Here is a 23,928-nt window from a genome sequence, read left to right as displayed (position 1 = left end):
ACGACTGCGACCTCGCGTTTAGACAGCCAGAGATTCCGTTGTGACGAACGAGTTGGCTTGCGCAACTGGTCGGCGGGTTTGCGGACCAACGCCCGGGCACTCGGTAGGATATCGGCACGGTGACTGCCGCGCGGGTTTAGGAGAACAAGGGCCATGGCACGTGCAGACCTGCTCCTAGCACTCGTCCAATCGGGTGCAGGTGGTGACGATCTCGCGTTCAGGCGTGCGGCTGAGGCATTGATCGCCGAGGAGGAAAATAAGCGGCACAATGTCCTTGCTTCGCAGCTCACAGAGGCGCTGCGCCGAAAACGGCCTCAGTCTTCATCGAGTGTGACGGCGCTGAGCCGCAGCGAGGCGACCAGAGGCTTGTTCTACGAGCAAGAGCCGGAGCGCCGTGTATCGGACTTGGTCCTACCATCCGAGGTGCGTCACGCCGTCGGACAGCTAACCGAGGAACACTATCGACGCGATCTCTTGCGCAGCCATGGGGTTGAACCTCGGCACCGCGTCTTACTCGTGGGCCCTCCCGGTGGTGGCAAGACGTCCTTGGCGGAAGCGGTTGCCACCGAACTCGCTGTGCCGCTGCTCAGCGTTCGCTACGAGGGTCTGATCGGGAGCTTTCTGGGCGAAACTGCGTCGCGGATGGAAGCACTCTTCGACGCCGTACGCGTCCGTCCGTGCGTCTTGTTCTTCGATGAATTCGATGTGGTCGCGAAAGAACGCGGCGACACGCACGAAACGGGCGAGATCAAGCGCGTGGTCAGTTCTTTGCTATTGCAGGTTGATCGCCTACCTAGCCACGTGGTGGTGATAGCGGCAACCAACCACGCCGAGCTCTTGGACCGAGCGGTTTGGCGCCGGATGCAACTGAGGCTCAACCTTCCTCAACCAACTCGGGCGGGGAAGGTTGAATGGCTACAAGCTTGGTCTGCTAAGACCGGAATCCGCCTGGGTCTGACGCAGCGAACCATCGCGGACCGGCTTGGTCGGGTCAGCTTCGCTGAGCTCGAAGAGTTCGCACTCGATGTTCAGCGACGTTCGATCCTGTCGGGTCCTGAGCCAGACGACACGGCGGTTACCCAGCAGGTTCTTAAACAATGGGCCGCGCGAGCCGACGGTGACGACGGGTAATGCCGCCTGAAGAACGCGCCTCGACCAGACCAGTGATCTTGGGGCGCGCTGCACCACCCCGCGCTATACCAGCCCGCCGTGGAGGCGGGAGCCGAGCTCAATTCACCGATCCGGAAGCCCGCAATCGGCGCATCGACGCACAGTTTGACGCTGCGATGGTTGCAATTGGCGACCAGGTGCGTATCTCGGATTCCATCCAGGCCGCTGATCCGCAGCTGATCCTCGTTTTCGAGGCGCTCGACGAACAGATCGACCTCGCAAACGTTGCCGAGAAGCTCGGCATCGAAGTGTTGATTGAAGCCGAAGATGCTGTACTGCCGACCGACGATGTCCGGCTCACGAGCGACAAGCCCCGCAATCCGTTCATCGGATCATGTCTTCACGCGGTGTGCATGAATCAGTCGGCGTTCGACAACCTTTTGTCATTGTGGCGCGCATGGAGAGACAGTCGAGAACTGCCGCGGGGGTACTCGCCATTACGAGACTTGTTCGCCCACCTCAAGGATGTTCGGCCGTGGGGTCCGCAAGACCGGTTGCAAACGATAGATTGGGACGAGTATTTCGAAGGCCGAATCGACGATCGCCTCCACTCAATCGAGGTCGAGCTTTGGTACCGTCGCGGTCCCGCTGCACGCGACAAGAGCCAGCGGGAGGTTGCGGCTCTGGTCGAGCAGGCGGGTGGGCGAGTCGCCACGGTGGCGGTCATCGATCAGATTGGATTTCATGGGCTCAAGTGCGAGGTTCCGACTGCGCTATTGCGCGAACTCGCAGCGGGCAACTTTGATGGTGTCCGCCTAGTCCGTTCCGCCAATGTGATGTACCTGCGAATCACGGGGCAGTCGTTGCCGATAGTCGGACCCTCCGTTGAGATCTCTGCGGAGATCGACGACCCGCTGCCCGGCGGCGACCCCGTTCTTTGCCTTCTTGACGGCGTGCCCATGGCGAATCATATCCTGCTACGTGATCGGGTAAACGTCTATGACCCAGACGATCTCACCCAGTTGGCGACGGTCAGCGAACGCCGACATGGAACTTGGACAGCTTCGATCGCTGTGTGGGGTGACCGTGGTTCGAATCAAGTGCCGGCGGCTCGGCCTGTGTTGGTTCGCCCCGTGCTGGTTCCGTCGGACGAGACAGCCGATCGGACAGAGGAATTGCCATCCAGCGAGCTGGTACCAGATCTCATGTGGCGGGTATTCCGGGAGCTGTTCGAGGACGGCCCAGGCGGCCCCGCAGCGGCACCCACCGTTACTATTGTCAACATCTCAGTGGGTGACCCCGCGGTGCCGTTTGAGACCATCCTGTCTTCCTGGGCGCGTGCGATCGACTGGCTGAGCTACGAATACGGTGTTCTCGTCGTAATTTCCGTAGGAAATTACGGAAAGCTGTCGCTAAGTCCTTTGTTGTCAACGGATCTCACGGGGGCGGTGGGAACTGATCGACGTCAGATACTGCTGGAAGCCATCGATCGTCGACAGAATGAACGGCGGATGCTTGCTCCGGCGGAATCTGTCAATGCAATCACCGTGGGCGCTACTCACGACGACGGTTCTGAAGCAGTTGCGCAGGGTTACCTCGTCGACCCGACGGACGGATGTCCGAGTATCAGCCCCGTGACCGCGACGGGAAGTGGATATCGCCGCAGCATCAAGCCGGACGTAATGACCCATGGTGGTCGAGCGTTTTATGTCGACGGTGCAATCGCTCAGGAAGTGATCACGTTACGCGGTCTCTCGCCTCTTGGCCCCGGGCTTAAGGTGGCGACCCCTGCGGGCCGCAATGAAACTCATGTAACAGGAACAAGTTTCGCCGCAGCATTGGTATCGCGGCAGGCTGCACGCCTCCATGATCTCGTCGATGAAATTGCGGCGGGAACCTTCCCAACTCGCCGTCAGCGAGCGGCTGCGATAAAGGCACTATTGGTTCATGGCACTGCGTGGCCGCCCGATCTAGCCTACGATCCCTTGTTCCCGGAGATCGCCATCGGAAATGGCGTCGTATCACGGGACTATGCGGACGGATGTGCCACTAACGAGGCAGTAGTCCTCTACCTTGGCTCAATTGGGGCAGCAGAAGAGCAAGAGCTGTTGTTTCCGTTGCCTGACGGACTTAACGTTCGCGAGACAAAACAGATCGATGCAACCCTTGCCTGGCTTACGCCAGTCAACTGGCGCAGCCGCCAGTACCGTTGCGCAAGTTTATCTTTCGTAACGCCGGGCGGTGCCATCCCAACGCTTGGTGCGCCAGCCGGCCATCCATCGGCCGTAACCACTCGCGGCGCAACAACCGTACAGCACCAAACATGGGAACTGGAAAAGACGTTCGCTTCCGGGCAAGGAAGCGATATGAACATTCGGGTTAAGTGCTATGAACAAGCTGGCGGACTTGGTGGACGCGCTGTGGACTTCGCGGTAGCAGTCTCACTGTGGGTAGCCCCGACTATCAACGTCGACGTCTACAGCCAAGTCCGGGACCAGGTCGCTGCGCGCGTGGCGGTACGACCTCAATGAAGCACACTCTGAACGGGCGTTAGTGCGCATTCCCGTGCTGTCGTAGGAAATGAAGCACTCCGTGAGACGAACCACGACGCTGCCATCGTGAGACAGATCGAGAATTGCCAGTTCAGCGGTACGGGCATATGCGGCGAACCGTGAGAACCTACATTGTTGTCGAGGTGCAGGGAAGATTAGCAAGCGGGTGCCTATTGTTTAACAAGGAGCGTTGAGTTAGGGCTCTTGACCCATGGTCTGGATTGGATGGAAGTCAACGCGACCGCGCGAGACCTCGCTCCGGCGTGTTGCTGTTCCAGAAACGCCGTGCTGAACTGCTTGAACGCCGCGGGCCGCTTGTCCGGTGGGTGCCCCGCCGCAACGCCACCGTCGAAGACGGATTTAGAGATTCCCGATTGTGGGGTAGGCTGCACGGCGAATGTGTTCTGCATTCGTGAAAGTCAACGAAAGAAGTACAGAAAATATGACGCAAGGAACCGTGAAATGGTTCAACGGCGAAAAGGGCTTCGGCTTCATCGCTCCCGATGACGGCAGTGCGGACGTCTTCGTCCACTACTCCGAGATCCAGGGCGGTGGCTATCGCTCACTGGAGGAGAACCAGCGGGTTCAGTTCGAGGTAGGACAGGGCGCCAAGGGCCCCCAGGCCACCGGAGTGACCGCGGTCTGATCTTTACGTAATCTGTGGGCCGGCAGGGGATTATCCTTTGCCGGCCCACAGATCGTTTACGGCCGGTGCTGTGGCTCCTCGGCCTGATCGGTACCGTCGTTCCAGGCGGCTGGCAGCGCCTCGGCGACACTCGCAGGCTTAGTTCCCGGTGAAAACCGGAGACCGCGAACTCCCCGTCATCCGGCTGCGCACCCGGCCCACCCCAACGCAGTAGGCCCGAAGCCCATGCCAGAGAATTGCCACCGGGATTCGCGCCCAAAGCCTTGACGCACTAACTTTCCTGATGTGATCCCCTCAGCTGCTCGCGCTCTCGCGCGGTGGGTTGCTCCCTTCCTGACTGTTGCGGCCGTTGCCTGCATGGTTGTTTCCGCCGACCCGCCGCAGGTCGGGCGCGCCCCGGCGGTGCGCTTGGCCGCTGACGGCAACCCGTTGGCTGGAGCGCCGTTCTACGTCAATCCCACGTCGGCGGCCATGCGCGCGGCGCAGAGCGCCGATCCGCCGAGTCCCGAGCTGACCGCCATCGCCAACACGCCGCAGGCATACTGGATCGTCCCGGGCTCTTCGGCATCCACGGTCGCGAAGTACACCGGCGACGCGGCCGCCGCCGGCGCCATCCCGGTTCTGGCGCTCTATGGGATCCCCCACCGCGACTGTGGCAGCTTCGCCGCGGGTGGCTTCGGGTCGGCCGGCGAATACCGCGCATGGATCGACGGCATCGCATCCGACGTGGGCGCCTCGCGGGCGGCGATTGTCGTCGAACCCGATGCGCTCGCCATGGCCGACTGTCTGTCAGCCGATCAGCGCCAAGAACGCTACGACCTGATTCGCTACGCCGTCGACGCGCTGACCCGGAATCCGAACGCGGCCGTATACGTCGATGCCGGTCACCTGCGCTGGCACAGCCCCGACGACATGGCCGCCAGGCTTAATCAGGCCGGTATCGGCCACGCGCGGGGTTTCAGCATCAACACTGCGAACTTCTTCACCACCGAGGACGAAATCGGTTACGGCGAGGCGATTTCGGGCCTCACGAACGGTTCGCACTACGTGATCGACACGTCGCGTAACGGAGCCGGACCAGCGCCCGACTCCGAGCTCAACTGGTGCAACCCCAGCGGCCGAGCGCTTGGCGCTCCGCCTACCGCGGCCACTGCCGGCGCGCACGCCGACGCCTACTTGTGGATCAAACGTCCCGGTGAATCCGACGGAACATGCGGTAAAGGTGATCCGCCGGCGGGCAACTTCGTGAATCAGTACGCCATCGATCTGGTCCATAACGCGGGCCGGTAGCCGGGGCCGCACGCGCGGACCGCCGTCACCAGTGCCGCCGGGTCAGCGGAAGCGGACGCTCAACGTCGCCAGCCCGAAGATCTTTCGGCCGCCGGACTTCGCCCCGACAAGGACGACACCGGTGCGGGTCGCCGGGTCCAGCGACTTGATCCGGCCGCTGAACTCGATGTCGGCGCCCTCGGCACCCGACACAATCGCGGGCTGGGACAGCCGCACCGCGTAGCGGGTAACCGCACCGGGGTCGCCAGACCACGCGGAGGCGAATCCGGCACCCAGGCCCATGGTGAGCATCCCATGGGCGATCACATCCGGCAGGCCCGCCGCCTTGGCGATTTGCTCGTCCCAGTGGATCGGGTTGGCGTCGCCGGCCACGCCGGAGTAGTTGACCAGGTCCCCGCGGGACAGTCGGGCGTGATGCACCGATAGCTCGTCGCCGACCTTCACGTCGCCGAAGTCGGGTGTGCCTGGCGTGCGGGTCGTGCCTCCGTCGGCGATCCGAATCTCGCCATCGGGGCGCACCGTCTTCTGGTAGGTGGACTCGGATTCGCCGATCGGCAGTGCGTACGCGTCGTGCATCATCGCGTTCTGCACGGTCGCCTTGATCGCCGGATCGACGTCGTCGGCGGTTACGCCGACGACGGTGGTGTGCAGGGTATGCACCCGCTCGCCGGCAGCGTCGGTGAAGGTGTTGGTCACGGTGATCAGGTCTCTGCCGGCGATCCTGCGCACCGACGACAGCTCGACGTCAACGTGCAATTCGTCGCCGGCCACGATTGGGCGGTGCTGCTCAAAGACTTCTTCGGTCTGCAAGTAGGTGTCATAGCCCACGACCACCGACTCGAACATCTCGCGATTGGCCATCATGCCGGGGATCGACGTGAACGTCAGTGGCGCCACCACGCCCGAGTAGCCCAGCTCCGCCGCGGCCGCTGGGTCCCAGTGTGCGGGGTGCTTGTCCTGCACTGCACGGGCGTATTCGCGTACCTTCTCGCGGCCGACCTGGTAGGTGTCGTCCACCTGGTAGTAGTGGCCGACTCGCGACGCGATCTCCGACGCTTCTGCTGCTGCGGTCATGAATTGGCTCAACTCTTCTATCGGCTTGTTCGGTGAGGCCGACCAAAGCACAGTAATGTGCGGGCACCGCCGATCGCGACTATCCCGGCTTTCCTGCCTGCCTTGGCGAGTCGACAGAATTTGAACCCGCTCTGAGACAGCAGGGAGCGCCGCAGGTCAAGGGAGCTGCTGCTGCGGGTTCATGTCGCCCCCAGCCGGGGCGCGGCGGGCCAAAGGTCGGGCGTCAATCCCAGGTCACATCGGTCACTGGCTGGTCGGCATACGACGATGTGTCTACCTACGCGCGACAGCCACCGCGATTGTCGCGGTTAGGTGGGCAGAACGGTATGTGCCTCCAAAGCCGAGACGCGAGTGACACATGTGACCACCACGAGGTGTCCGGCGTGGCCCGCCGACACCGCCGGCGGGGAGCCTGGAGCTACTGCCCAGCGGCGCCCGCAACCGGATCTGGCCCGCCACCGACGTTCTGGCCGAACTCGACACGCTCAGCGCCACGATCGGCGACGCCTCACCGCGTCGCGGTACGCCAAAACATAAGGTAGGCAGAGACTTTGAGCGATCACCGCGTGACAGGGTGGAGCCGACCGAGCCATAAGGGCCGGTGTTCGCGGATCAGATGCTGCGCGCCACGGGACGCCCGGAAACCAGAACGCTGATTGCAATGCCTCGTGGGAAATGCGGCGTTTCGTGAGACAAACCCCGGCGCCGCCGACGTGAGACAGGTCAGCTAAGCGCAGGCCAAGAGCACTGCCAGATGCAGCCAAACTCAAGAAACCTACAGTTTCTCAAATTCGAATGTCATATTCTCGGTTGCAATGTCATGGACGGAATGGATGACATGGGCCGCACAGCGCATCATCGGGCCGCCCGACGACAGCTGGGTCCAGCTGGTAAGGGGACACACGGGATGCGGAGCCTTGGCAGCGACGGGCGATCACTGGTCTCCTGGTGGCAGCAGGCCGATCACTTCGACTGGCTGTCTGCTTATCTAGCGACACAAGATCTGCAGGGCCTCGTTCGCCGAACGGTGGCCACCGCCACCGTTCTTCTGAGCGCGAACACTATCGGCATGCAGTGGAGTCCCGCTGGCTCGTGGCGGCCTGTCGGGATGGCCGCGGCGCTGGGCGCGGCCGCGGCGTGCCTGGCGACCGCGGTGCTGTGGGCGCGCCGATGGCCGAACCGCCGGCAATCTGTGTGTTACGTAGCGATCTCCGACGGCGGCATCGCGATCGCGTGCCTGAGCTATCGCAATGCGTTGCTCGGTCTGGCCGGATGCGTCACCTTCGCCGTGCTCGGTGGCTATATCGCGTTCTTCCACAGGCCGCGGATCCTGGCCGCACACTTGGCGGTGGCGCTGGGCACCGCTGCCACACTCGCTGTGGTGCAGGGGATTAGGAGCGGTGACTGGGTGGCGGCCGTGGGCACCTTCTCGGTGGTCGCGGTCGCCGTGCTGGCCGTGCCGATGGCCACCCAGGTGCTCGTCCACCGGTTGGCCATCGATGTCGCCTTCTCCGACGTGGATCCGCTGTGTGGGTTATTGAACCGGCGCGGATTCTATCGGCGCACCGGTGAACTGCTCGGCGGCGGGACACGCGCCGCCCAGCAGTACCTGGCGGTCACCATGGTCGACCTGGATCAGTTCAAACGGCTTAACGACGCTCTCGGTCATGCGGTCGGTGACCGCGCGTTGGTTGCCGTCAGCGATATCCTTCGACGCCATCACGACGGCGCGGTCGTGGCACGCATCGGCGGTGAGGAGTTCCTCGTCGCCGAACTTGCCGACCACGCGGACGGGGAAGAATCCGCTGAGCGGGTGCGGCGCGCCATCGCCGATACCCCATTCGGTATCACCGCCAGCATCGGAGTCGTCAGCGCGCGGGTGCCTTTGGGATCGATCCCACCTGCCCGCGATGTCATCGACGAGCTGATTTGCTGCGCCGACACCGCCATGTATGACGCAAAACGTTGCGGTGGCAACCAAATTCGATATCGACAGGCCTCGCTGGGCGGCTGGCCTCACAGCGGCCCGGCAATCACAGACCGGGGCCGGAATCACGACGCACCCTGAGGCTACAGGCGCTTGCGGGCCGCAGGCGAGTATCCCCGACGCCAACCCCAGAAGCTTCATATTTCGATCGCCGGAGCACTCGGCGGCGATGCTAAAAATATCGAGCATCCCAACGCAATTATCGTATGATCGAAATATGCATCACTTTGTTCCGCTGGTGTACGACACCGCCGAACTCGGCGAATACGTTCGGCGCGCACGCCAGGACAAGGGCTTCCACCAGGATGAGCTCGCTGATCGCATCGGCGTCACCCGTATGACCATCTCCCGCCTCGAGCGGGGCGAATCCGTCAGCGTCGACACCGCGCTGCGTGCGCTGTCGGAGTGCGGCATCGCGCTCGCGCTGGTGCCGAAGTTTTCCCGTGTGGCGGTGCTCGATGGCGCGTAAGGCGCTCAATGTTTGGTTGCACGGTGTTCACCTCGCCAGGCTAAGTGAGCCAAGCCGGTTTCGTCTGCGCTTGGAATTCACTGAGGAGGCGCTCGATGTCTTCGGCGACGGAAGTAGGGCCCTGTCTCTGGCGTTGCCGGTCTCACGTCGGCCTGTCCTGGATCGGCGCAGTGGGTCGGGGCAGGTATCGGCGTTCGTGAAAGGTCTTCTGCCAGAGGGCAACCTGCGCCGCCACGTCGCTACCGAGGCCGGTGTGTCGGTCACCGACACGATGAGGTTATTGGAACAGGTGGGTGCGGAATGTGCCGGCGCTGTTCAGTTTCTCACCGAGGGTGTGCTGCCGGATGCCGGTCATGCTCGTCGGTTGACTAAGCAGGAAGTCGACAGCCTCGTCGCGGACTTGCCGATCCACCACCTGCCCGGCGGCGCCACGGTCCAGGCGTCGCTGGCCGGCATTCAGGACAAAGTGCTCTTGGTGGCGCTGCCCGACGGCGGCTGGGGCTGGCCGGAAGCCGGTGCGGCCTCGACGCACATCATCAAGCCCGAGCCACTCGGCGGTGCAGTGAAACACCTTGTCCAGAAGTAGGATTGGGCATTACAGGTGGCTCGTGGGGCCGACATCCAAGCCGCGGAGTCGCGTTTGGAGCGCTTCGAGGAGGGAAACCGTCATGTCGGCTACTCCCAATATGTGACCGCCGACTTGCTGCACTGCTCGGCCCACGGGGTAATCAGCTCGAAGAGTTCGCCCGCGCAGCCCCCTGACGACTCCGCCAACTCGGTCTGCTGCAGCGATGTCGTGAGTTCGATGTCCTCGCGCAGAGCGCGGCCGGCCGTGGTGATGACCCCGTCCTTGATCAGCTCGGCCGACTCGAGCCGTTCGAGCGCGCGCCCCATCGCACCGTGTGACCAACCCATTTGTTTCACCGAAACCGTGCCGTACTCGACGCCCCGCCACGCTTCGGACAGCACGTTGATTTCCACCGGGTCCAGGCCGGCCGCCCGCCACGCCGCATTGTGCACATCGCCGCGGTGTTCGCGGATCAGATCGCAGCAGCGCCAGAGGATCCCCACCTCTGATTGCGGCCACTCCAGCGATTTAAGGCCGGCGTACAGCGGGGCGCCGAACACCTGTCCGGCGGTCGAAATCGGTCGCAACAGCTCGTTTGCGCGCGCCAGCCGCGATTCGTCATGGCCCACAACGCGTTCCAGGAGCCGGCACGCGCTGGCCAGGCGCGCGTCGAGCACCGCGTCGATCGCCACCCGGTCCCACACGCCCGTCAAGGCTCGCTCCACTAGGGCAGGATTGAAGGTTGCAAACACGGCGGCGGCAGCGGCCGGTCGCACCGGTCCAAGCGCCGCGGCCCGGCCCGCCATGTACCACGCCAACGGGTCTAACCCCAGCGCTCCGGCGCGGGCTTCCGGCGCCTGGAAAACCACGCCGAGGATCGGCTCGACCAGGGCGCGCAGTTGGCGCGTCAGCGAGTGAATCGAGGCGCTGTCTGTCGTGCGCTTCATCCTCATGACCTTACCGCCGGCACACCGTGACGCAGGAAGGACAACCCAACGACGTTGCGCCGCAAGGTAACTACGCCGGTTCGCCGACGACGTCAGGGAGTTGCGCCTCGACCTTGTTGTGTGTATCGACGGCGTCGCCGCGCGCGAGTTCGACGGTGGCCGCCGCCATCAGCAGCGCGGCCGCCGCCAGGGCGATCATCCCGGCGCGGCCGGTATTCAGCGTCTCACCGAGGACGACCACACCCAGCGCCGCCGCCACCACCGGCTGGGCGACCTGCAGGGTCGGCATGGACGCGGTCAGGGCACCGGCCCGGAAAGCCGACTGTTCCCACGCGAAACCCGCGAGCGCGACCGCCAGCCACGCATACAACTCGGGTGTCCGCGCGGCCGCCCCCACGCCGTCGCCGAGCGCGGAGACGACCCCTTTGGTGAGGACCGCGAAGACCCCCCACAGCGAACCCGACACGAACGCGAACAACACCGCGGCCAGGGCGCCGCCCCAGATCCGGGCGGCCACGACGCAGCCGAGCAGCAGCGGCACGAGCACCGCCGCCACCGCGGCCCAGGTATGCAGCGATGCGCGCGACTGGCCGGGCTGCGGGTTGCCGACCGTGACGATCACGGTCACCGCCGCGGTCAGCAAGACGGCCCAGACCCATTCCCGGCCGGTCACCCTGCGGCGGGACAACCTCGCACCGATCGGCAGCGCGAACAGCAGCGACAGCACAAGCAACGCCTGCACCAGCAGCACCGAACCCTGGTTCAGGGCGGCCGCCTGAAAGACGATGCTCGCCACGATCATCAGGGCACCCCACCGCCACCGTGGATTGCGGAGCAGCCTCGCGAACAATTCGATGAGGCCGACCGACGTGTCGGTGATCCGGTGTGTCGCACGTTGCTGAAGCACGTCGCCGATGGCGACGCACAGCGCAGCGCCCAGCGCGAGCAGCGCGGCGATATCCACCTTGTCCATGAGCGGTTTCTCCGTCGGTGTCGGAAGGGCGTTGGATGCATGCCTCCTGGCTCCCCCTTTTTACAGCCGCGCCGCCCACGCGCATCACCCAGGTGGTGCCACGCCTACCTCAGGCTGGCGGCGACGCGCTCCAACGCGGTCAGGTGGTCGTCGACAGTCGCGAGGCTGGCGTTCATGGTGTTCACCGATAGGTGTGTGGCCCCGGCGGCTTCCCAGGCGGCGATATCGGCGGCGACCTTGTCGGGGTCGCCGGTCCAGTTGACCCGGCCTTCCATGCCGAGGCTGTCGGGGTTCCGCCCCGCGGCCACCGCGGCGCGCGTCACCTGCGCGCGCGCATAGTCGAGGCCGGGTCCGGGTTCCATCATCGGAAACCAGCCGTCGCCGAGCCGCCCGGCGCGTTCGTAGGCGCGATCGGACGCCGCGCCGAACCACACCGGGATCGGTCGCTGGGTCGGCAGCGGCGCCAGGCCCGCCCCGGTCACCGCGTGATACTTCCCGTCGAAGGTGACCGAGCGTTCGGTCCACAGCTTGCGCATCACCTCGACCTGCTCCTCCGAGCGCCTGCCGCGGTTGGTGAACTCCTCGCCGAGCGCCTCGTACTCGACGGCGTTCCAGCCGAGCCCGATACCGAGCCGGAACCGCCCGCCGGTGAGCAGATCGACCTCGGCGGCCTGCTTGGCCACCAACACCGACTGCCGTTGCGGGAGGATGATGACGCCGGTGACGAGTTCGAGCGAAGTGAGCGCGGCCAGGTAGCCGAACACCACGAACGGCTCATGGAAAGTCGAGTCGATGTTGTACGGACCCTGCCAGCCCTGGTGCACCTCCGGGTCGGCGCCCACGACGTGGTCGTAAGCGAGGATGTGGGCGAATCCCAGTTCTTCGACGCGCTGCCCGTAGGCGCGTACGGCTGCGGGGTCTCCGCCGATTTCGGTTTGGGGGAACACAACTCCAATGCGCATTTTCGGTGAAACCACGAGGTGCCGCAATTGCTTCCCGCACAACGAAACCCGCAGGACGCCGAGCGGCCGACGGATGGCCATTCTGGGCGGGGTTGCACTTTATTGAAGTTCGTCTTTAATTCATCACGTGACAGAACCATCGTGTGACCTCGTGGCGGTTTACCCGATGGCGGCGTCGCTTCATTGCGGGCGCGACATCGGCGCCGGATCGGCACGTCGGTGGTGAGGCAATCCGATCAGTACGACTGGGTCAGCGCCTACCTGAAGGGCCGTGGCCTCCAGACCGCGTGGCGGGGGGCAACCTTCGCCTTCACCGCATCACAGGCGGCTTTGCCGCTCCTGATGCTCTGGAGCCCGACCGGACCTACCCAGGCAACGTTGAGGGGCGCGTCCGTCGTCATATCGGTGTTGGGATTCGCGGGCGCAACCCTCTGGCTGCTGCGCTGGCCCACCCGACGGCAGTCGATCCTATTTTTGCTGGGAGCAATCGCCGCCGTCGCCATAATCTGCATGGGATTGTCGAACCCCTACACGGGGCTAATGGGATGCACGACCTTTGCGATCCTCGGCGGTTTCATCGCGTACTTCCACACCGGCTATTACGTGCTTGTCAACTTCGCCGCGGCCACCGTCTGCGCGGTTATCCTTGCGCATCAATTCGTCGAGGCCACGGGTGACATCGCCCTGGCCAGCGCCGGCCTCATCACCGTGATGGCACTGAACATCGGCGTGCCGTTCGGGATCCAATCGTTGGTGCATGCGCTGCGAACCGACCTTCGAAGTTCCGACCGGGATTCGCTCACCGGCCTGCACAACCGGCGCTCCTTCTACACCGCGGTGTATGAGCTAATGACGCATCGCGATCGCTTCGCGGCAAAGTGCTTGGTGATCGCGGTGATCGACCTGGACAACTTCAAGCGAGTCAACGACACCCTGGGGCACGCCGTCGGCGACCGGGTCCTGGTCGCCGTCGCCACGGCCCTTCAGGAGAACTGCCGTCCCACGGCCGTGATCAGTCGCATCGGGGGAGAGGAGTTCGTGATCGTCGACACCGACGCCACACCCAACCCCGTGGCGATGGCCGAACGACTTCGCGCGGCGATAGCTGAGATTCCCTTCGAGATCACCGCAAGCATCGGAACCTCCGGGGTCGCGTTCGACGCCTCCCCGCCCGATATGCAACTCATCGAGGACCTGATCAGCACTTCCGACGCCGCCATGTACGAGGCCAAACGCGCTGGGGGCAATCGGGTTTGCCACCATCCCGCGCTGGTGCCTCCGGGGGCAAGGTAGCTGGCGTCGCACGCGGCCAAGATCTTAGGCCGGGATTGCCGGGTCGAAACGCAACGCTCACAGCGGGAGTAGCATTCGCTGACTAATGTCACGCCTGAAGGCTTGGTGGAGCCAACCCGACGAGTACGACCGGATCACCGCGTTCCTGCGCCAACACGGAATGCTGCGTCCGGCGCGGATATTTTTGGCCGTCCTCGCCGGCTCGTCGGCATTGGTCCCACTAACCATATTGCCGAGCCAATACCGGCCCAATCCCGTCGAAGTGATCCTCGGTGGAGTTGCCGCCACGTTCACCATCGCCGTCACCGTGTTGTGGTTGACGCACTGGCCCACCCGTCGACAATCGCGGGCCGGTGTGGTCATCGGCGTGCTGTGTGTCGGCGGGTGGAGTCTGGTCCAGCCAACTGCGGCACTTGCCGCCCTGGCGTGTACCGCCATGGCCGTCACCGGCGGCTACATCGCGGTTTTCCACAGCCCGCGGCTCCTCCTTTTCAACGCCACAGTGGCGGTGGTGGTCGCCACCGCGGCGGCGTTGCGGCTGGTTCATGAAGTCAACATGGCCACGGCGGTGTCGGCATTATGGATAAACGCGTTTCTCAATTTGTCTGTACCCCTTGGAATTTGGGGTGTATCACGAGCCATGAGAATGTATGCTCAGCGCTCCGAAGAGGACGTCCTCACCGGCCTGCTGAACCGGCGGGCATTCACCGACGGGGTCGGTAGCCGCTTGGCGAATCCGTCGCCGGGGCACACCCATCTGGCGGTGCTGATGGTCGACCTCGACAACTTCAAGCACATCAACGACACCCACGGTCATTCAACCGGTGACCGCGCCCTGCGGGAGGTGGCTGAGCTGCTGCGCGAGAATGCTCCCGCCGACGCGGTGATCTGCCGCGCCGGCGGCGAGGAGTTCTTGGTCGCGTTGACGTCCTCGACCCCAGACGTGAGAGCGTTGGCCGCGCGGTTGTGCACGGCCTTCGCGGGGCTCTCCCCGAGAGTCACGGCCAGCATCGGCACCGCAAGCGCCAGGCTGGACCCACTAACCCGGCCCGACGTCGCCCGCCTGGTTGACGAACTCATCATGATCGCCGACAGTGCGATGTATGCCGCCAAACGAAGCGGCGGAAACCAGGCTTGCCACAGCGCGAGGATGTAGGCGCCGGAGAGCAACCAGTTCGGCGCTGGTGATCGGCCGGATACACTGGTAACCGGTACGTCGATCGGCATCGATCGCACGCCGTGAGCCGGAAAAATCAACGTCAGAGGTAGTGCCTTGACCGAGAAACGTAGCGAAACGGTCGGACTGGAGCCGCATTTCGAGGACGTGCAGGCGCACTACGACCTGTCCGACGACTTCTTCCGGATCTTCCTCGATCCGACACGGACCTATAGCTGTGCCTACTTCGAGCGCGACGACATGACGCTCGAGGAGGCCCAGATCGCCAAGATCGAACTCTCGCTGGGCAAGCTCGGGCTGCAACCGGGGATGACGCTGCTCGACATCGGGTGCGGCTGGGGCGCCACGATCACCCGCGCGCTCGAGCGCTACGACGTCAACGTGGTCGGCCTGACGCTGAGCCGCAATCAGCAGGCCCACGCACAGCAGCGGCTGGACGGCCATCCCAGCGCGCGAGCCAAACGCGTGCTACTGCAAGGCTGGGAGCAGTTCGGCGAAAAGGTGGATCGCATCGTGTCGATCGGCGCCTTTGAGCACTTTGGGCGCGACCGCTACACCGACTTCTTCAAGATGGCCTACGAGGCGCTTCCCGTCGACGGCGCAATGCTGCTGCACACCATCATCAAGCCGAGCGAAGAGGAGTTCGCCGAGCGAGGCCTGCCCATCACCATGACCAAGCTGCGGTTCATGAAGTTCATCATGGACGAAATCTTTCCGGGCGGCGATCTCCCCAACGCCAAGGTCGTCGAGGAGCATGCCGAGCGTGCGGGCTTCACCGTCAAGCGGGTCCAGCCGCTGCGCCTGCACTACGCCCGTACCCTCGACACGTGGGCGGCCGCCCTCGAGTCGCGCCGGGACGAGGCCGTCGCGGTTCAGTCGCAAGAGGTCTACGACCGGTACATGAAGTACCTCACCGGTTGCGCCGACCTTTTCCGCGAGGGCTACACCGACGTCGCGCAGTTCACCCTCGCCAAGGGCTAACGGAAGCGCATTTGCCTCGCGGCGGCAGCACGTCCATGCCGGCAGCACCAGTCAAGCGTGAAGCGCGCCGCGAAAGTGCAACTGGCAACGCATTTCCCGAGAAACGTTTCGCCAGTTGCACTTTCGAGGATGGCGCCGGGGCCGGCGCGGGCGCGGGCGGCGCAGGGCGTAAAGCCCCGTTACCGCCGTCTACTCGGGCCGTCACCCGACGGATGCGCAGTGTTTGTCTTCCGGTAACCGCCGGGCGGATTGGGTCTGCAAGCCTTGAGCGACGCTCCGGGACACGGAGCCGCCCGCGACTCGGGAAGGGCCCGGCCATGACAGAACACTTGCGCGCCTACAACAGTCTGTGGCAGGTCCGCAACGACTCGTGGTGCCGCTTGGAGGAAGCCGCCGATCGGCTGACGCGCCCCACCACCGCGGGGGCGCTGAAAGAACAATGCCTGAGCACGTGCCGGGAGCTGCTGGCCCGCCTCAGCACGGTCGAGCCCTACTGGGCCTATCCCGGCTCTCCCCAATTCGCGCTCGTTCAACGGCTTTTCGCCGCCGGCAGCTATGAAAAGTTCGCGCAGGCGGTGGGGCGGATCAACCGCGCGCTGACCACCGAGTCGTATCGCTCGGGGGACGTGGACAACGCCGGCGCCGACGAGCTGGACATGTTCCCGTCCGATCCGCGCCAGCTCGAGCATCAGACGGCGACGCCGGCCGACCGCCCCTATTTCGAAGTCCTCGTCGTCGAAAAGATGACCGAAGCCCAAGAGCGGGCGCTGCGCAACGAGGTGCGGAAATGGCGCCGCTCCGACGACGAATTCGTCTACGAACTCGTCGTGGTGTCCAGCGGAGACGAGGCCCTCATCGCCGCACGACTGAACGTCAACCTGCAGGCGGTGGTGATCCGGCGGCGCTTTTCGCACCAATCGACCCGGGACCTGTCGACCCTGGCGGAGTTCGTCGACACGGCGGTGTCGGACGAGTTGGGCGATCACCAGTCGCCCGAAGAACGCGCCCAGATCCTGGCGACTTCCCTGGCGACGCTGCGGCCCGAGCTCGACCTCTACCTCATGACCGAAATCGAGGTGGAAGACATCGCCGGGCGCCTCGGCCAGTACTTCCGCAGGGTGTTTCACGCTCGGGAAGGCATGCTCGAACTTCACCTGTCGATCCTGCAGGGGGTGGCGGCGCGCTACCGCACCCCGTTCTTCAGCGCGCTCAAGCAGTACAGCCACCGGCCCACGGGTGTCTTTCACGCCCTGCCGATTTCGCAGGGCAAGTCGATCGTCAACTCGCACTGGATCAAGGACATGGTGGGCTTCTACGGCCTGGACGTGTTCATGGCCGAGACGTCGGCGACGTGCGGCGGTCTTGACTCACTGCTCGAGCCGACCGGGCCGCTGCGCGAAGCGCAACAGCTGGCCTCGCAGGCCTACGGGTCGCGCCACACGTACTTCGTCACCAACGGGACGTCGACGGCGAACAAGATCGTCACCCAGGCGTTGGTGGCGCCGGGCGACATCGTGCTGCTCGACCGCAACTGCCATCAGTCGCACCACTACGGGATGATGCTGGCGGGTGCGAATGTCGTTTACCTGGAAGCCTATCCGCTCAACGACTACTCGATGTACGGCGCGGTGCCGCTGCGCGAGATCAAGTCAAAGCTGTTGGCACTCAAGCGCGCCGGCAAGCTCGACCGCGTCAAGATGATGTCGCTGACCAACTGCACCTTCGACGGCATCGTCTACGATGTCGAGCGGGTCATGGAGGAGTGCCTCGCCATCAAGCCCGACCTGGTGTTCTTATGGGACGAGGCCTGGTTCGCGTTCGCGCGGTTCCACCCCGTCTATCGGACTCGCACCGCGATGGCCTCGGCGCGGGCGTTGCGGGAGCGGCTGCAAAACCCCGACTACCGGCGCCGCTACGAGGAGCACTTCGCCGCCGGTGCCGCCGAATCGCTAAGCGACGACGACCTTTTGGACCGTCGCCTGATGCCCGACCCGGCCAGGGCCCGGGTGCGGGTGTATGCCACCCAGTCGACGCACAAGACGCTGACCGCGCTGCGGCAGGGATCGATGATCCACGTCTTCGACCAGGACTTCGACCAGAAAGTGGCGGAGCCGTTCCACGAGGCGTACATGGCGCACACCTCGACCTCGCCGAACTACCAGATCCTCGCGTCCCTGGACCTCGGCCGCCGGCAGGTGGCGCTGGAAGGCGTCGAGCTGGTGCAGCGCCAGATCGAGAACGCGATGCAACTGCGCGACGCGATCGACAACCATCCGCTGCTCAGCAAGTACATGAGATGCCTTCGCACGTCCGATTTGATCCCCGAGCGCTTCCGGCCCTCGGCCATCGCCCAGCCCCTCCGCTCGGGGCTGCGCAACATGATGGCGGCCTGGGATCAGGACGAGTTCGTGCTCGATCCGTCGAGGATCACCCTGTTCATCGGGCAGACGGGTTATGACGGGGACACGTTCAAACGCCAGCAGCTGATGGACCGCTACGGAATCCAGATCAACAAGACGTCACGCAACAGCGTGCTGTTCATGACCAACATCGGCACCACCCGCAGCTCCGTCGCCTTCCTGGTGGAAGTCCTGGTCAACATCGCCGGTGAGCTCGACCAAAACATTTCCGAGATGAGCGTCGGCGAGCGCGAACACTTCGCGCGGGCCGTCTATCGGCTTACCGAAATGTCGCTGCCCCTCCCCGATTTCAGCGGCTTTCACCCCGCATTCCTGGATCACAGCGGAAGCGAGCCGACGCCGGAAGGGGATGTCCGCCGAGGGTTCTACCTCTCCTACGACGACACCAATTGCGAATACCTCACCGGTGAGCAGATTGACGAACGGCTGGAGGCGGGGGTCGACGTCGTGTCGGCGACGTTCGTGACGCCCTACCCTCCAGGATTTCCGGTCCTGGTGCCCGGCCAGGTGTTCAGCCGCGGGATACTGCAATTCATGCGCGACCTCGATACACCCGAGATCCACGGCTACTTACCGGAATTCGGCTACCGCGTGTACACCGAGAAGGCCATCGAGATGGTCGGCGAGACCGTCGGGTTGGCACCCAACGGAAACCGCCCCACGGAGCGCGCGGCGGCGCCAACGCCACAGAAAACGTCGAGGAAGAAGCAGGCCAAGCGCGAAGGGGCCAACGGCGAGGGCGACGCCCTCGAGGCCGGCGCCGAACAGCACCCCGGCGACGCGGTGCACACCGGCTGACTCGGCGCGCCCGCGGCCGGCGGGTTTTGGTCAACGCGATCTATACCGTTGCGGCGCGCCATCGGTGCGGAAATGATGGCGGGGTCTGCGCCAGAACGCCCCGCGACGGATTCGAGGCCACGCCTCAAACTTCAGCCACGGGGCTTCTCTATTCCCAGGGAAGGCAGCTCGTGAGCGTCCTGTCTACCGACGCGATCCCCCTGACCACTCAGCGCAGCGCGGTAGCCAGGCCAAAGCCGATGCGTCGTCGGATTCTGTCGCCGGCGCTTCCGCTGGCCCTGCTCGGCTTTGCGCTGTTCGTCGGCTGCTGGTATTTGACCGTCGACGCGCTGGCGCTGCCACGGTTTCGCGGCATTCCCGGCCCGACCGAGGTGATTCGGGAATGGGTTAACCCGAATCCGGCCTACGGCACGTCCATTTTCACCGCGTCCTACTACGAGCACATCTGGGCGAGCGTTCGGCGCGTCGCCATCGCCTTCACGGCGGCCCTCGTTACGGGGATCCCGCTCGGCCTGCTGCTGGGGTGGTCATCGCGATTTCGCCAGTACGCGTTTCCGGTCTTCGAGTTGATCCGACCCATCCCCATCCTGGCGTGGGTTCCCCTGGCGATGCTGATGTTTCACACCAGGGAGGGTTCGGTCATCTTCCTCACCTACCTGGCCGCGTTCTATGCGGTCACGTTGAACACGTTGCTCGGAGTTCACTCGATCGATCAGAACCTGATCCGGGCGGCGCGGTGCCTGGGCGCCGGGCCCGGCACGGTGCTGCGCACGGTTGTCGTTCCCGGGGCGCTGCCCTACATCTTCACCGGCCTGCAGATCGGCATGGGAGTCGCCTGGTTCTCGCTCGTCGCGGGGGAGATGATCGCGGGCCAGTTCGGCCTCGGCTACCTGATCAATGCCTCGTACACGACGACCCGCTACCCGACGATCGTCATCGCGATGATCACGCTCGGCGTGGTCGGTTTCGCCAGCAGCGCCGCGATTCGCCTCGTGGGCAGCCGGTTGATGGCGTACCGGGCACGGAGCATCGGGGCGTGAGCGGGGGCAACCTGGTCCTCGACGCCGTGGGCAAGGCATACCGGACGGCGGGCGCTCCGGTGCCGGCGGTGGAAGATTTCAGCCTCGACATCGCGGCCGCCGAGCTCCATGTCATCGTGGGACCGTCCGGGTGCGGGAAAAGCACCCTGCTCGGGGCGATCGCCGGGTTCACCGACATCACATCCGGTCGGATCGAGCTCGACGGGCAACTGCTGTGCGGCCCAGGGCAGCCCACGGCCGGGATCGGCCCGGACCGCGTCGTCGTGTTTCAGGACAGCACCCTGTTCCCCTGGTTCACCGTGGCCGACAACGTCGGCTACGGCCTGGTCGCGCAGCGCCGCGCCGGCCGCGGCGCCGCGGCGGGCATCGCGCGGGAGCGCCTGCGCGCCGTCGGGCTCGGCGACATCGCCGACAGCTACCCGGCGGAGCTGTCCAGCGGCGTACTGCGGCGCGTCGAGATCCTGCGCGCACTCGTCATGGAGCCCGCCGTGCTGCTGCTCGACGAGCCGTTCCGGGGCATGGACGCGATCTCGCGGGCCGCGATGCACGATGCCCTGCTGCAGATCTACGACAGGTCCGCGGTCACGGTGCTTTTCATCACCCACGACATCGAGGAAGCCGTGTATTTGGGCGGCCGCGTCACCGCCATGACGACCCGCCCCGGTCGCGTCAAGACCACGATCGACGTCACCCTCGACCGCCCCAGGGATCCCGGCATCATCACCGCGCCGCACTTCCGCGAACTCGTCGGCGAAGTCTCCGACGCGGTCCGCGACGAGGCCAGGCGCGCGTTCGAAGCGGGCGAGCGGGAGATGGCGCGATGACAACGCTGCTCAGTCGCGCCGGCAACGTCGAGACCACGGCCCTGAGGCGCGGCGCGATCGGCGTCGTCGCCTTCGCCGTGGCGTGGGAAATCGCCACCCGTCTGCACGGTTGGACCGGCGTGACCGTGCCGTTGGTCGGTCAGCTGCCGCCCCCGTCGGCGGTCGTCGTCGACTTCCTGAAACTCGCTGGCAGCCCGGGCTATTGGAACAGTTGGTCGCTGTCGTTCCAGCGGGTCCTGGCCGGGTTCGGAGCGGCGCTGGCGGTTGGCGGCGCTTTGGGGCTGCTGATGGCGACCCGGCCGCGGCTCAAAAGCGTCGTGTTTCCGGTATTCGAATCGTTGCGGCCGATTCCCCCGCTTGCCTGGGTGCCGATCGCCATCATCTTCTGGCCGACCCAGGAGCTGTCCATCACGTTCGTGACCTTCCTCGGCGCGCTGTTTCCGATCGTGCTGAACACCGTTGGCGGTGCCGAAGAAATCGACCGCCGCCACATCCTCGCCGCGCGCTCGATGGGCGCAAACCGGCGCTACGTCTTCCGGCGAGTCCTGTTCCCCGCGCTGCTGCCGTCGCTGGTGACCGGGGCGGCCGTCGGCATGGGCATCACCTGGGAGGTCGTCGTGGCCGCCGAACTGATCTCCGGCGGCGGGCAGCAGTCGGGCGACGGTGGCCTGGGCTTCCTGGTGTGGAACGCCTACCAGGGCAACGAGTTACCGCGAGTCGTCGTGGCGATGATCAGCCTCGGCATCGCCGGTTACCTGTCGAGCGGACTGGTGCGGGCGCTGGGGAATCGGCTGATGCCGTGGCGAAGCGTGGCGTCGTGACGGACGGCCCCGCCGGCACGGTGCGCTTCGATCACGTGTCCTTTCACGTCCACAGAGGTCGTGAGGACGTAAAAGTGGTCGACGACTGCTCGTTTCGCCTCGCGCCCGGTGAGATCGTGGCGATGATCGGACCCTCGGGCGGCGGCAAGACCACCATCGGTTACCTGCTCGCCGGCTACCACCGGGTCACGAGCGGCCGGATCACGGTCGACGGCAACGAGGTGGACGGGCCTTCCGCCGAGCGGCTGCTGTTGTTCCAAGAGAACGCGCTCATGCCGTGGTTGACGACGCGCGAGAACGTCATGTTCGGGCCGCGCGCACGCGGCGAACGCGGCCCGCACGCGCGACTGCGCGCGGACGCCATCCTGACCCGCGTGGGACTCGCCGACTTCGGCGACCGGTATCCCGGGGAGCTGTCCGGGGGCATGCGCCGACGCGCCGAATTGGCCCGCGCCTTGATCAACGAACCCGCGGTCCTGGTGCTCGACGAGCCGTTTCGCGGTCTGGACGCGATGACCCGCGAACTGATGCAGGAGTACACCGCCGAACTCCTTGCCGAACAACGGCGAACGGTGTTGTTCATCACCACGGACGTCGACGAGGCGCTGCTGCTCGCCGACCGGCTGCTGGTGATGACCGAACGACCCGCGCGGGTGCGCGACGAGTTCCCCATCAAGCCGGCCCGTCCGCGGCGGCGCGCCGACCTCCTCCATGACGACGAGCTGCAGCACATCAAACACCGCGCCATGGACTTACTGCGTCCACCCGGAGCCCCAACACCTTTGACGACAGAAAGATGCCGATGCGACTGAAAAAGACACTCATTGGTGTGCTGACGACGGTAGTGACCGCCGCGGGCTGCGCCGCCGTCGGGCACATCGGCGGCAACGACATCGTGTCGGACGGCGGCGCCGTCCACCTCACCGTCGGGTACCAGCCCTACTACACCGAAGCATGGTCCGGAGTTGTCATGCGCGGCAAGGAGTTCTGGAAGAAGTACCTGCCGAAAGGCTCGACGGTCGACTTTCAGGTCGGCCTGCAGGGCTCGATCATCGTGAGCCAGATGCTGGCCGGAAAACAACAGATCGGCTACGCGGGCGACATGCCGGCGATTGTCGGCGTGAGTAAACGAAGCACGAGAGACCTGCGCATCGTCGCGACACTCGCGCTCTCACAGGACCAGTGCGGGGTGTTTCTCACCCGACCGGACGCGCCGAACTTCGCCAGCCAGCGCGACGCGCTCGCCTGGTTCGGCGGCAAGACCGTCGCCACGCCGCAGGGAAGTTGCACGGACCGCATCGCGCAGGCCACGTTCGAGGCCCTGGGTGTGAAGCCCGCCGCCTACCTCAACCAGAGCATCGACGTGATCACGTCCAGCTTCCAGAACCACACCATCGATGCCGCCATCGTGTGGGAACCCGTGCCGTCCAAGTTGGTCAATGCCGGACTGGCCAAGCGCGTTGCCAGCGGCACGCTGGCCGACCAGCACGACGGTGGATTTCTGGTGATGGACAAGGAGTTCACCGACAAACACCCGGACATTGCCAAGAGCTGGCTGAGGGCGGAACTGGACGCACAGCGGTTCCTCGCCGACCCGGCAAACGCCGACGAGATCGTCCGCCTGGCGCAGAGTCAAACCGAGGGCTACTCGGCGGCCGACCTCCGGGACTCGCTCTACCGCAAGTGGCCCGTCGACCAGGGCGGCAATGCCGACGGAATCCGCCTGCGTCTCCCGTTCGTCCCCACCGGTGAAAGCGCCGATCTGATCAAGACGGCCGCCGACTTCCTGTACCGCATCAAGGCGATACCCGCCGCCACGCTGCCCGACGGGGCGGTCCAACCGGACACGGCGATCGCGGTGCTGCGCGACGCGGGGGCCAACCCGACGGTCGGCGCGGGATTCGTTAGGGCGCAATAGGACAGGGGTTTCAATCATGATCAATCCAAACCTCGTGACGGGCCGCGCCGATGCCTAGGCTGCGCAGGTGACGTCGAC

Annotated in this window: 20 protein-coding genes; 16 read left to right on the top strand and 4 right to left on the bottom strand. The window is 65.0% G+C overall.

Annotated elements, in window-relative coordinates:
• Nucleotides 1-153 precede the first annotated feature (153 nt).
• From G6N25_RS09835 to G6N25_RS09820, 4 genes are all read left to right on the top strand, one after another.
• Complete coding sequence (locus tag G6N25_RS09835; RefSeq protein WP_083073063.1) at nucleotides 154-1,131, top strand: AAA family ATPase; 978 nt, start codon at nucleotides 154-156, stop codon at nucleotides 1,129-1,131.
• A gap of 155 nt (nucleotides 1,132-1,286) precedes the next feature.
• Nucleotides 1,287-3,641, top strand: a complete 2,355-nt coding sequence (locus G6N25_RS09830) for a S8 family peptidase (protein WP_232065752.1) — start codon at nucleotides 1,287-1,289, stop codon at nucleotides 3,639-3,641.
• A gap of 463 nt (nucleotides 3,642-4,104) precedes the next feature.
• Nucleotides 4,105-4,308 carry a cold-shock protein gene (locus G6N25_RS09825; RefSeq protein ID WP_009952110.1) on the top strand — a complete coding sequence of 68 codons (204 nt, stop codon included), beginning with the start codon at nucleotides 4,105-4,107 and terminating at the stop codon, nucleotides 4,306-4,308.
• 285 nt (nucleotides 4,309-4,593) lie between these two features.
• Nucleotides 4,594-5,598, top strand: a complete 1,005-nt coding sequence (locus G6N25_RS09820; RefSeq protein ID WP_083073061.1) for a glycoside hydrolase family 6 protein — start codon at nucleotides 4,594-4,596, stop codon at nucleotides 5,596-5,598.
• Nucleotides 5,599-5,640: 42 nt separating this feature from the next.
• Here the strand turns inward: G6N25_RS09820 and G6N25_RS09815 are convergent, their stop codons facing one another.
• Nucleotides 5,641-6,672: a fused (3R)-hydroxyacyl-ACP dehydratase subunits HadA/HadB gene (locus tag G6N25_RS09815; protein ID WP_083073107.1), complete on the bottom strand. Its 1,032-nt coding sequence runs from the start codon at nucleotides 6,670-6,672 to the stop codon at nucleotides 5,641-5,643.
• A gap of 907 nt (nucleotides 6,673-7,579) precedes the next feature.
• Here G6N25_RS09815 and G6N25_RS09810 point away from each other — a divergent pair.
• From G6N25_RS09810 to G6N25_RS23790, 3 genes are all read left to right on the top strand, one after another.
• A complete protein-coding gene (locus G6N25_RS09810; RefSeq protein WP_142272516.1) occupies nucleotides 7,580-8,740 on the top strand; it encodes a GGDEF domain-containing protein in 1,161 nt (386 codons plus the stop codon).
• 157 nt (nucleotides 8,741-8,897) lie between these two features.
• The gene (locus G6N25_RS09805) at nucleotides 8,898-9,128 is read left to right on the top strand and encodes a helix-turn-helix domain-containing protein (RefSeq protein ID WP_232065751.1); all 231 of its coding nucleotides are present in this window, start codon (nucleotides 8,898-8,900) and stop codon (nucleotides 9,126-9,128) included.
• Nucleotides 9,118-9,714, top strand: coding sequence for a type II toxin-antitoxin system HipA family toxin (locus G6N25_RS23790; RefSeq protein ID WP_232065750.1), 597 nt, complete (start codon nucleotides 9,118-9,120; stop codon nucleotides 9,712-9,714). The genes G6N25_RS09805 and G6N25_RS23790 overlap by 11 nt, the downstream gene beginning before the upstream one ends.
• Nucleotides 9,715-9,803: 89 nt before the next feature.
• Here G6N25_RS23790 and G6N25_RS23785 read toward each other — a convergent pair whose 3' ends face one another.
• The 3 genes from G6N25_RS23785 to G6N25_RS09785 all read right to left on the bottom strand — a co-directional run bounded on the left by G6N25_RS23785 (nucleotide 9,804) and on the right by G6N25_RS09785 (nucleotide 12,578).
• Entirely contained in the window at nucleotides 9,804-10,643 is an 840-nt protein-coding gene (locus G6N25_RS23785; RefSeq protein WP_163672317.1) for an SCO6745 family protein, read from the bottom strand.
• A gap of 70 nt (nucleotides 10,644-10,713) precedes the next feature.
• Nucleotides 10,714-11,616 (bottom strand): DMT family transporter, encoded by a 903-nt coding sequence (locus G6N25_RS09790; RefSeq protein WP_083073058.1) that lies wholly within the window; start codon nucleotides 11,614-11,616, stop codon nucleotides 10,714-10,716.
• 104 nt (nucleotides 11,617-11,720) lie between these two features.
• Nucleotides 11,721-12,578, bottom strand: coding sequence for an LLM class F420-dependent oxidoreductase (locus G6N25_RS09785; RefSeq protein WP_083073106.1), 858 nt, complete (start codon nucleotides 12,576-12,578; stop codon nucleotides 11,721-11,723).
• 378 nt (nucleotides 12,579-12,956) lie between these two features.
• Between G6N25_RS09785 and G6N25_RS09780 the strand changes: the two genes are divergently transcribed.
• The 9 genes from G6N25_RS09780 (at nucleotide 12,957) to G6N25_RS09740 (ending at nucleotide 23,850) form a co-directional block, all read left to right on the top strand.
• A complete protein-coding gene (locus G6N25_RS09780; protein ID WP_232065749.1) occupies nucleotides 12,957-13,871 on the top strand; it encodes a GGDEF domain-containing protein in 915 nt (304 codons plus the stop codon).
• Nucleotides 13,872-13,956: 85 nt separating this feature from the next.
• Entirely contained in the window at nucleotides 13,957-15,027 is a 1,071-nt protein-coding gene (locus G6N25_RS09775; protein WP_083073057.1) for a GGDEF domain-containing protein, read from the top strand.
• A gap of 117 nt (nucleotides 15,028-15,144) precedes the next feature.
• On the top strand, nucleotides 15,145-16,029 hold the full coding sequence (locus G6N25_RS09770; RefSeq protein WP_083073056.1) for a cyclopropane mycolic acid synthase family methyltransferase: 885 nt from the start codon (nucleotides 15,145-15,147) through the stop codon (nucleotides 16,027-16,029).
• A gap of 317 nt (nucleotides 16,030-16,346) precedes the next feature.
• Nucleotides 16,347-19,247: an aminotransferase class I/II-fold pyridoxal phosphate-dependent enzyme gene (locus G6N25_RS09765; protein WP_232065748.1), complete on the top strand. Its 2,901-nt coding sequence runs from the start codon at nucleotides 16,347-16,349 to the stop codon at nucleotides 19,245-19,247.
• Between the two features lie 170 nt (nucleotides 19,248-19,417).
• On the top strand, nucleotides 19,418-20,287 hold the full coding sequence (locus G6N25_RS09760; protein ID WP_083073055.1) for an ABC transporter permease: 870 nt from the start codon (nucleotides 19,418-19,420) through the stop codon (nucleotides 20,285-20,287).
• Entirely contained in the window at nucleotides 20,284-21,111 is an 828-nt protein-coding gene (locus G6N25_RS09755; protein ID WP_083073054.1) for an ABC transporter ATP-binding protein, read from the top strand. Before G6N25_RS09760 ends, G6N25_RS09755 begins: the two co-directional genes overlap by 4 nt.
• A complete protein-coding gene (locus G6N25_RS09750; protein ID WP_083073053.1) occupies nucleotides 21,108-21,932 on the top strand; it encodes an ABC transporter permease in 825 nt (274 codons plus the stop codon). Before G6N25_RS09755 ends, G6N25_RS09750 begins: the two co-directional genes overlap by 4 nt.
• Nucleotides 21,929-22,744 (top strand): ABC transporter ATP-binding protein, encoded by an 816-nt coding sequence (locus G6N25_RS09745; protein ID WP_232065746.1) that lies wholly within the window; start codon nucleotides 21,929-21,931, stop codon nucleotides 22,742-22,744. The genes G6N25_RS09750 and G6N25_RS09745 overlap by 4 nt, the downstream gene beginning before the upstream one ends.
• 17 nt (nucleotides 22,745-22,761) lie before the next feature.
• Nucleotides 22,762-23,850, top strand: coding sequence for an ABC transporter substrate-binding protein (locus G6N25_RS09740; protein ID WP_232065745.1), 1,089 nt, complete (start codon nucleotides 22,762-22,764; stop codon nucleotides 23,848-23,850).
• Nucleotides 23,851-23,928: the final 78 nt, after the last annotated feature.

It is taken from the genome of Mycobacterium heidelbergense (assembly GCF_010730745.1).
Classification (GTDB): Bacteria; Actinomycetota; Actinomycetes; order Mycobacteriales; family Mycobacteriaceae; genus Mycobacterium; species Mycobacterium heidelbergense.
Note: the sequence above shows the minus strand (reverse complement) of the source record. Positions and strands in the feature narration are given on the sequence as shown.

Coding starts and splice junctions, on each gene's coding strand:
- G6N25_RS09835 (WP_083073063.1), top strand. CDS start 154: ATGGCACGTGCAGACCTGCTCCTAGCACTCGTCCAATCGGGTGCAGGT.
- G6N25_RS09825 (WP_009952110.1), top strand. CDS start 4,105: ATGACGCAAGGAACCGTGAAATGGTTCAACGGCGAAAAGGGCTTCGGC.
- G6N25_RS09750 (WP_083073053.1), top strand. CDS start 21,108: ATGACAACGCTGCTCAGTCGCGCCGGCAACGTCGAGACCACGGCCCTG.
- G6N25_RS23790 (WP_232065750.1), top strand. CDS start 9,118: ATGGCGCGTAAGGCGCTCAATGTTTGGTTGCACGGTGTTCACCTCGCC.
- G6N25_RS09765 (WP_232065748.1), top strand. CDS start 16,347: ATGACAGAACACTTGCGCGCCTACAACAGTCTGTGGCAGGTCCGCAAC.
- G6N25_RS09775 (WP_083073057.1), top strand. CDS start 13,957: ATGTCACGCCTGAAGGCTTGGTGGAGCCAACCCGACGAGTACGACCGG.
- G6N25_RS23785 (WP_163672317.1), bottom strand. CDS start 10,643: ATGAAGCGCACGACAGACAGCGCCTCGATTCACTCGCTGACGCGCCAA.
- G6N25_RS09815 (WP_083073107.1), bottom strand. CDS start 6,672: ATGACCGCAGCAGCAGAAGCGTCGGAGATCGCGTCGCGAGTCGGCCAC.
- G6N25_RS09785 (WP_083073106.1), bottom strand. CDS start 12,578: ATGCGCATTGGAGTTGTGTTCCCCCAAACCGAAATCGGCGGAGACCCC.
- G6N25_RS09810 (WP_142272516.1), top strand. CDS start 7,580: ATGCGGAGCCTTGGCAGCGACGGGCGATCACTGGTCTCCTGGTGGCAG.
- G6N25_RS09830 (WP_232065752.1), top strand. CDS start 1,287: ATGGTTGCAATTGGCGACCAGGTGCGTATCTCGGATTCCATCCAGGCC.
- G6N25_RS09790 (WP_083073058.1), bottom strand. CDS start 11,616: ATGGACAAGGTGGATATCGCCGCGCTGCTCGCGCTGGGCGCTGCGCTG.